Raw genomic sequence first — 7,705 nt, 5'->3', positions numbered from 1 at the left:
GGACTTCAAGGCGGCAATAGACCAATTTTTTTCTGTGACTCTTCCAGAGATCGCAGGCTCTTTGACATCTCGAATTAATGATCATTTTCAGGTTCTCAAGCCTGCATCTTCAAGTTGATTCGGTATAGACAGTGATTAATCTTGATGAGCAATAATTTGATCATTGCTAACAATCAACTTCACTTTTTTATCTGGCAAGATTTTTCCAGCTAATATATCTTTTGCTAGTGGGTTTTCAACACTCTGTTGAATTGCCCGTTTCAAAGGCCGCGCACCATAGACAGGATCAAATCCAACTTGAGAGATCAGTTCTAACGCTTTATCTGATACTTCTAGTTGATAGCCTTTCTCTTCCATTCTTTGACCAAGACGGGCCAGTTGAATAGAAGCAATCGACTTAATTTGTTCTTGTCCGAGCGGATGGAACACAACACTTTCATCGACTCGGTTTAAGAATTCTGGTCTAAAGTGTTTGCTCACCACCTCCATAACTTCATTTTTGATGCCTTCATAGTTGAGACTTGCGAATTTTTCTTGAATACGAGCAGACCCCAAGTTCGATGTCATTATCACTACGGTATTACGAAAATCGACCGTACGACCCTGACCATCAGTCAAGCGACCATCATCTAGAACCTGTAACAAAATATTGAATACATCCGGATGTGCTTTTTCCACCTCATCAAGCAGAATGACTGAATAAGGTCTACGACGCACGGCTTCCGTTAAATACCCACCTTCTTCATATCCAACATAACCAGGAGGTGCACCGACAAGGCGAGCAACAGAATGTTTTTCCATAAACTCGGACATATCAATGCGCACCATGGCATCTTCACTATCAAACATGAAATTGGCGAGAGTCTTACAAAGCTCCGTTTTACCAACACCAGTTGGGCCCAAGAATAGGAAAGATCCGATCGGTCGCTGCGGATCTGATAAACCAGCTCGACTACGGCGAATTGCATTTGAAACCACTTCAACAGCTTCTATTTGTCCGATCACTCTTTTATGCAGTACAGCTTCCATTTGAAGCAGCTTCTCTTTTTCTGCTTCAAGCATTTTCGATACTGGAATTCCCGTTTGCTTTGATAATACTTCTGCAATTTCAACATCGGTTACTTTATTACGTAACAAGGTCATTTCTTGCATTTCAGCCTGAGTGGCAAGGTCAAGTTGTTTTTCCAGTTCAGGAATACGTCCGTATTGCAATTCCGACATCCGGCTTAAGTCACCCGCTCGACGAGCGAATTCCATATCCATCCGAGCTTGTTCCAGTTCAGACTTGATATGCTGAGTACCTGAAAGCGCCGCTTTTTCTGCATTCCATACTTCTTCCAATTCAGCAAATTCACGCTCTTTCTCTTTGAGTTCTTCATTCAAAGTAAACAAACGTTTGGTGCTCGCCTCATCGTGTTCATTGGTTAATGCTTGCTGCTCTATTTTAAGCTGAATAATCTTGCGCTCTAACTTATCCAGTGATTCTGGTTTTGAGTCAATCTGCATGCGTATACTTGATGCAGCCTCATCAATCAAGTCGATCGCTTTGTCCGGTAATTGTCGATCAGAAACATAACGGTGCGATAAACTCGCCGCGGCAACAATTGCAGGGTCAGTAATTTCAACATGATGATGAAGTTCATAACGTTCTTTTAGGCCACGTAAAATAGCGACGGTATCTTCTACGCTCGGCTCATCAACCAATACTTTTTGGAAGCGGCGCTCAAGGGCAGGGTCTTTCTCTATATATTGACGGTACTCATCTAAAGTTGTTGCGCCAACACAATGCAGTTCTCCACGGGCCAATGCAGGTTTGAGCATATTACCAGCATCCATTGAACCTTCGCCTTTCCCTGCACCAACCATCGTATGTAGTTCATCAATAAACAAAATGACGTTGCCTTCTTCCTTAGCTAACTCATTAAGTACTGATTTTAAGCGCTCTTCAAATTCACCACGATATTTAGCACCCGCTACCAAAGCGCCCATGTCTAACGACAAAACACGTCTACCACGTAGACCTTCAGGTACTTCGTTGTTGATGATGCGTTGTGCTAACCCTTCAACAATGGCGGTTTTACCCACCCCCGGTTCACCGATAATGACTGGGTTGTTTTTAGTTCTGCGTTGCAGTACCTGGATAGTACGACGAATTTCGTCATCACGGCCAATAACAGGATCAAGCTTACCCTGCTCCGCTCGCTCTGTAAGATCGATAGTAAACTTTTCTAAAGCTTGTCTTAGCTCTTCAGCATTTGGGTCATTAACTTTCTGCCCCCCGCGGATCTGCTCTATTGCATCCGATAATTTCTTTTCGGTTAAACCTAATTCTTTTAGCAGTTTCCCAAGCGCACCTTTATCTTCTAGCGCCGCTAACAAAAATACTTCAGATGAGATGTACGAATCTTGGCGTTTTTGGGCCAACTTGTCACACAAGTTAAACATAGTGCCCATAGCACTCGACAATTGCACATCACCACCAATACCACTGACTTTAGGTAAGCGATCTAAAATTTCACCTAACTTTGAGCGAAGATGCATCACATCAATACTTAGCATCGTCAGTAGTGGACGAATCGGGCTACCATTTTGGTCAAGCAGCGCCACCATCAAATGAACGGGCTCTATATATTGATGATCACGGCCTAATGCCAATGATTGCGCATCAGAAATTGCAATTTGAAATTTGCTTGTAAATCGATCTAAACGCATACCAATATTCCTCATTCTATTGTTGAGAGACCAATCTTATGTAGCTAAAGATGGATACGAGGCATGGTTTTTTCAAGGGGGGAGGTGTGGGAAGATTTTCTAATTTAAATAGCTATTCAATCCAAATAAAGGATGCTTGGCGTCCGGTAATACCATCTCGTCGATAAGAATAGAAACGTGCAGGATCTTGATAAGTGCAAAGACCACTGTCAAATACTTGCTCAACTCCGCATTGATTCAGCCTTAATATTGCCAGTTGAGACATATTCGCTAGCCACTTTCCATCTCCTTTTGCAGAAAATGCATGAAAAGCCTTAACGTCTACATCAACGAAAGCTTGATAGACATCATGACCCACTTCAAAAGCGAGTGGTCCAATTGCAGGCCCGAGCCAAGCTATCACATCACCAGAAAATTGCGCCACTGCATTTTCAATAATGCCGTTGGCGAGTCCGCGCCAACCCGCATGTACAGCAGACACTTGAGTTCCTGCAGTATTAGTCAATAAAACGGGTAAGCAATCAGCGGTCATTGCTGAACAGACAACATTGGGGTGTTGAGTGAAAAGACCATCGGCATCCAAAATATCATTCGTGGATGAGCTCACTTCAATGACGTGAGTGGAATGAGTTTGGTTTAACCAAATAGGCATCGCAGGTAATTGAGCTTGTTGTAGAAGCCAATTACGATTGCGCTCGACTAATGATGAGTCATCCCCAACATGAGTTCCTAAATTGAGCCCCTCGTAAGGAGCAAGTGAAAAACCACCGATTCTTGTCGAAGAGAAGGCCTTCACATTTTTAGGAGCATTCCAATTAGGGATGACCATTTCCATTAATATTCTTCTTTTTTATTCAGCTTGGTGTCCACTCGAAGTGCTTCAGCCATTTCGACCATATCGTCTGGAACAGGCGCATGAAACTCAAGCTCCTCGCCGGTAACTGGATGATTAAATCTAAGCATCACGGCATGCAATGCTTGACGATCAAAACCGCGAATCATTTCAGCCAGTTCTTCCGTTGCCCCTTTTGGAATACGAGCTCGGCCGCCGTAAGCTGTATCCCCTAAAAGTGGATGCTGTAAGTAAGACATATGCACGCGAATTTGGTGTGTACGACCAGTTTCAAGACGGAGACGAATACGCGTATGCTCGCGGAAATGTTCAGCGACACGGTAATGAGTTACCGCCGGCTTACCTAAAGGGCTAACGGCCATTAAGGTTCGTTTAGTTGAATGGCGACCAATTGGCTTATCAATCATGCCACCAGCCGTCATCGTTCCGATTGCAATCGCTTCATACTCACGAGTGATATTGCGCTTTTGTAGCGCTCGCACCAAATGAGTTTGAGCGGGTACCGTTTTAGCTACCACCATTAACCCGGTAGTATCTTTGTCCAAACGGTGCACAATACCTGCACGTGGAACTTCCGCAATAGCTGGATAATGGAACAATAGTGCGTTAAGCACTGTGCCATCGGGTGTTCCGGCACCAGGATGAACGACAAAATCTCGTGGTTTATTGATGACAATAATATCATCATCTTCATAAACAATGTCTAAAGGAATGTCTTGCGCTTCCCAACGCTCTTCATCTTCAAGTTCGGCTTGAACGGTAATGATTTCGCCACCCATGACTTTAGTTCGCGGTTTGGTAATCACTTCACCATTAACCTGAACCTTGCCATCTAAAAGCCACTCTTTTAGACGTGAGCGTGAGAAATCAGCGAATAATTCAGCGACAGCTTGGTCTAAACGTTGACCTAACTGGCTATCTTTTACTGTATTTGTTAATTCAATCTGCTGAGCCATATAGAACTTTTTTAAAAACCGTGAGACTAATAGCGTCTAGTATGGATAAAATATGGCTTTATTGTATCTGTTACTGGTAAGAAAGTAACGAAACGATTTATAAAGCGATTACGCACTCAATTAAGAAGCACTAATTCAAGGAACCGACTCCTGTCATGAAACACCACACTTTATCAGGCTTACTCGCACTATCACTGTTATTTGGCTGTTCAAGCAGCGAAGATATTGTCCCTGATGTGCCGCCTTCTGAATTGTATTCAGATGCACAAATTTCACTGCAAAGTGGCAATTGGCTTACTGCAATAGAAAAACTTGAAGCGTTAGATTCACGCTATCCATTCGGAGCTTACTCCGAACAAGTGCAACTTGATCTTATCTATGCCTATTATAAAAACGATGATCTTGCTTTAGGATTAGCTACGATTGAACGCTTTACACGTTTAAACCCAACCCACGAAAAAATGGACTGGGTACTTTATATGCGTGGCTTAACGCACATGGCTCAAGACCGTAACTTCATGCATGACCTTTTTAATGTTGATCGTTCAGATCGTGATCCTGAACCGGTAAAAGCAGCCTTTGTTGATTTCAAAAAATTACTGCAACGCTATCCAACGAGCCCATATGCAGAAGATGCACATAAACGTTTATTTGCTCTCAAAAATCGTTTAGCCGAATATGATCTTGCGACCGCTGATTTCTATCTACGTCGAGAAGCATGGATAGCGGCGATTAATCGTACTCAGGAGTTACAAAAAACTTACCCTGATACGGAAGCTGCGAGAAAATCCTTGCGTATTCAACTTGAAGCCTACAAACAGCTAAAACTTGATGACGCAATAGAAAGAACAGAAAAATTGATTGCACTCAACCCAGAGTAACCCTTTCGCAGCACTGATCAAATTCAACCATTAACAAACGATATTGACACATGGTTTGTTAATGGTTTTTTGCTATCAGCGGTTAAATATGAGAGAGCAAGAAAAACACAGAAGAAAATGAGTAGACGCCACCGTAGGTATGAATACAAAACCTGAGTGGCATTGGACGCAACTTACCCTACCTGCTTAGCAAATAAACAACACGTTTATTAAGCCGTAAAAAGGCCCTAAAAATGGAGAAGTTTTTAGCTTGCGATACCATTCAATCTATCGTAACCAATATGAATCTCAAGCTTTTCCTTGCCCTCTTGATACCACTTTTTGCGTGAGATCACGTTTAAACCCAACATTAGAAAACCCTCACCATAAGGTGATGTAGATCACATTTATTTCTTATCGAATAGGTAATCTGGAGTTAACCCATGAGGGATGACACAGAGGAAAAAATCTATGAAAGTAAATATCACTGGTAAAAATATCGACATCACCTCTGCAATCCGCGATCACATTGAGAGCAAATTTAAGAAGTTAGAAAAATGGCAAGTGGACATTATTGGCTGCCAAGCTAGCTTTAGTGAAGAACCAGGCAAACAGAAAAAATTTGAAGCGATAATTACGGTACCCAAAGGACAACTCGTCGCTTCCGCAGTACATGAAGATCTTTATACAGCTGTTAATGAGGTAGAACAAAAACTAGAACGTCAACTCAATAAACTGCGCCACAAACCAGAAGCTCGTCGTACAGAGAAACCGGAAGTGGAAGAAGAAATCGAATAAAGATTAAAAGGATTGAAAATAGCGCCCGTTAGGCGCTATTTTTTTGCTTGACGCCCTATAGCTGCTTGCTTATTGTGTTCTCACATTTAAAACGAAACCTGATTTTATGCACTTAACTTCGCTGTTCTTTTTTGACTTCTTTTTTCTCCAATAATATTTGGAGGCATGGTCGTTGACAGAAGATAAGTCAAAAACGAACAGAAAGCCTCCCACCGGGAGGCTTTTTTACAAGGATTATTCTATGACAGAAAAACAATATTCACTCGATGAGATCCGCATACGTCTCAACGAACTCGATGACCAACTACTGAGTTTGCTCTCTGAACGTCGTAAGTTCAGCATCGAAGTAGCAAAGAGCAAAATTGAAACCGCAAAGCCAGTACGAGATGCAGTACGTGAACAGCAACTTTTGGTCAAACTGATAAATAATGGCAAAGAAAAATATAATTTGGATGCACAATACATCACGAAATTATTCCACACTATTATTGAAGACTCAGTGCTTCTACAACAATCCTATTTACAGAATTTAGCAAACCCTCAACTCAGCCGTAAACCACTAGCCCGCGTCGCATTTCTAGGCGCAAAAGGCTCCTATTCACACCTTGCAACACGTGAGTATTTCAGCAGAAAAAACACTGAACTGATTGAACTCAATTGTGAGCATTTCAGAGAAGTAACCAAGACCGTAGAATCGGGGCATGCCGATTACGGTGTTCTTCCTATTGAAAATACCAGCTCGGGTTCAATCAATGAAGTCTATGATCTTCTACAACACACAACGCTATATATTGTCGGTGAATTAACATTACCAATTGAACATTGCCTAGTCGCTACTTCTGATCTGAAATTAGAAGATCTCAAAGTACTCTACTCTCACCCTCAACCTCACCAGCAGTGCAGTGAGTTTTTAAGCCGTCTAAAAGGCGTTAAACTGGAGTCTTGTGCTAGTACGGCTGATGCTATGCAAAAAGTCCAAGAACTGAATCGAAACGATGTAGCTGCAATTGGCAATGCTTCTAGTGGCAAACTTTATGGTCTGCAAGCAATCAAAGGCAATATCGCCAATCAAACAGAAAACCATACTCGTTTTATTATCGTTGCTAGAAAGCCGGTAGAAGTCTCGACTCAAATTCCAGCTAAAACTACCTTGATAATGTCTACCTCTCAACAAGCAGGTTCATTAGTTGAAACCTTACTGGTTCTGCAACGATATGGTATCAATATGACTAAGTTGGAATCGCGCCCAATCATGGGTAATCCTTGGGAAGAAATGTTTTATGTTGATCTCGAATCACACTTAGATTCAGTCGAAATGCAGCAATCAATCAATGAATTGATGAAAATAACCAAGCACTTAAAAGTACTTGGTTGCTACCCAAGTGAAAACGTTAAACCGACCCAAGTAAAACTACAATAATCGTCACTTAGTCAAAATTTTGTCATAAGTCTGCTGACAGCTAGCAACAAAGCTCATATAATGCGCGCGTTTTAGTATTATTTATCGCTATTGTATAGGGCTGTCA

General features: G+C 41.9%; 6 protein-coding genes, 1 pseudogene and 1 other annotated feature. Of the genes and pseudogenes, 4 read left to right on the top strand and 3 right to left on the bottom strand.

Annotated features, from left to right (window positions below; translation table 11 throughout):
* Window positions 1-118, top strand: a pseudogene (locus EYW48_RS03770) (IS630 family transposase); the annotation flags it as partial.
* 17 nt (window positions 119-135) lie between these two features.
* Here EYW48_RS03770 and clpB read toward each other — a convergent pair.
* The 3 genes from clpB to rluD all read right to left on the bottom strand — a co-directional run bounded on the left by clpB (window position 136) and on the right by rluD (window position 4,521).
* Entirely contained in the window at window positions 136-2,712 is a 2,577-nt protein-coding gene (clpB, locus tag EYW48_RS03765; protein WP_176246926.1) for an ATP-dependent chaperone ClpB, read from the bottom strand.
* Window positions 2,713-2,824: 112 nt separating this feature from the next.
* Window positions 2,825-3,547: a peptidoglycan editing factor PgeF gene (pgeF, locus tag EYW48_RS03760; protein ID WP_053311206.1), complete on the bottom strand. Its 723-nt coding sequence runs from the start codon at window positions 3,545-3,547 to the stop codon at window positions 2,825-2,827.
* Window positions 3,547-4,521: a 23S rRNA pseudouridine(1911/1915/1917) synthase RluD gene (rluD, locus tag EYW48_RS03755; protein ID WP_053311207.1), complete on the bottom strand. Its 975-nt coding sequence runs from the start codon at window positions 4,519-4,521 to the stop codon at window positions 3,547-3,549. Before rluD ends, pgeF begins: the two co-directional genes overlap by 1 nt.
* Window positions 4,522-4,676: 155 nt before the next feature.
* Here rluD and bamD point away from each other — a divergent pair, with 155 nt between their 5' ends.
* From bamD to pheA, 3 genes are all read left to right on the top strand, one after another.
* Window positions 4,677-5,402 carry an outer membrane protein assembly factor BamD gene (gene bamD / locus EYW48_RS03750; RefSeq protein ID WP_171980869.1) on the top strand — a complete coding sequence of 242 codons (726 nt, stop codon included), beginning with the start codon at window positions 4,677-4,679 and terminating at the stop codon, window positions 5,400-5,402.
* A gap of 450 nt (window positions 5,403-5,852) precedes the next feature.
* Window positions 5,853-6,179 (top strand): ribosome-associated translation inhibitor RaiA, encoded by a 327-nt coding sequence (gene raiA, locus EYW48_RS03745; protein WP_053311209.1) that lies wholly within the window; start codon window positions 5,853-5,855, stop codon window positions 6,177-6,179.
* Between the two features lie 108 nt (window positions 6,180-6,287).
* Window positions 6,288-6,409 (top strand) — a sequence feature (Phe leader region).
* Between the two features lie 11 nt (window positions 6,410-6,420).
* Window positions 6,421-7,599: a prephenate dehydratase gene (gene pheA, locus EYW48_RS03740; RefSeq protein WP_168523142.1), complete on the top strand. Its 1,179-nt coding sequence runs from the start codon at window positions 6,421-6,423 to the stop codon at window positions 7,597-7,599.
* The last annotated feature ends 106 nt before the right edge of the window (window positions 7,600-7,705 follow it).

Source organism: Vibrio sp. 1180_3 (assembly GCF_029478545.1).
GTDB lineage: Bacteria > Pseudomonadota > Gammaproteobacteria > Enterobacterales > Vibrionaceae > Vibrio > Vibrio aestuarianus.
Note: the sequence above shows the minus strand (reverse complement) of the source record. Positions and strands in the feature narration are given on the sequence as shown.

Excerpts from the sequence above, each read along its gene's own strand:
- pheA (WP_168523142.1), top strand. The coding sequence starts at position 6,421 with ATGACAGAAAAACAATATTCACTCGATGAGATCCGCATACGTCTCAAC.
- bamD (WP_171980869.1), top strand. The coding sequence starts at position 4,677 with ATGAAACACCACACTTTATCAGGCTTACTCGCACTATCACTGTTATTT.
- rluD (WP_053311207.1), bottom strand. The coding sequence starts at position 4,521 with ATGGCTCAGCAGATTGAATTAACAAATACAGTAAAAGATAGCCAGTTA.
- raiA (WP_053311209.1), top strand. The coding sequence starts at position 5,853 with ATGAAAGTAAATATCACTGGTAAAAATATCGACATCACCTCTGCAATC.
- pgeF (WP_053311206.1), bottom strand. The coding sequence starts at position 3,547 with ATGGAAATGGTCATCCCTAATTGGAATGCTCCTAAAAATGTGAAGGCC.
- clpB (WP_176246926.1), bottom strand. The coding sequence starts at position 2,712 with ATGCGTTTAGATCGATTTACAAGCAAATTTCAAATTGCAATTTCTGAT.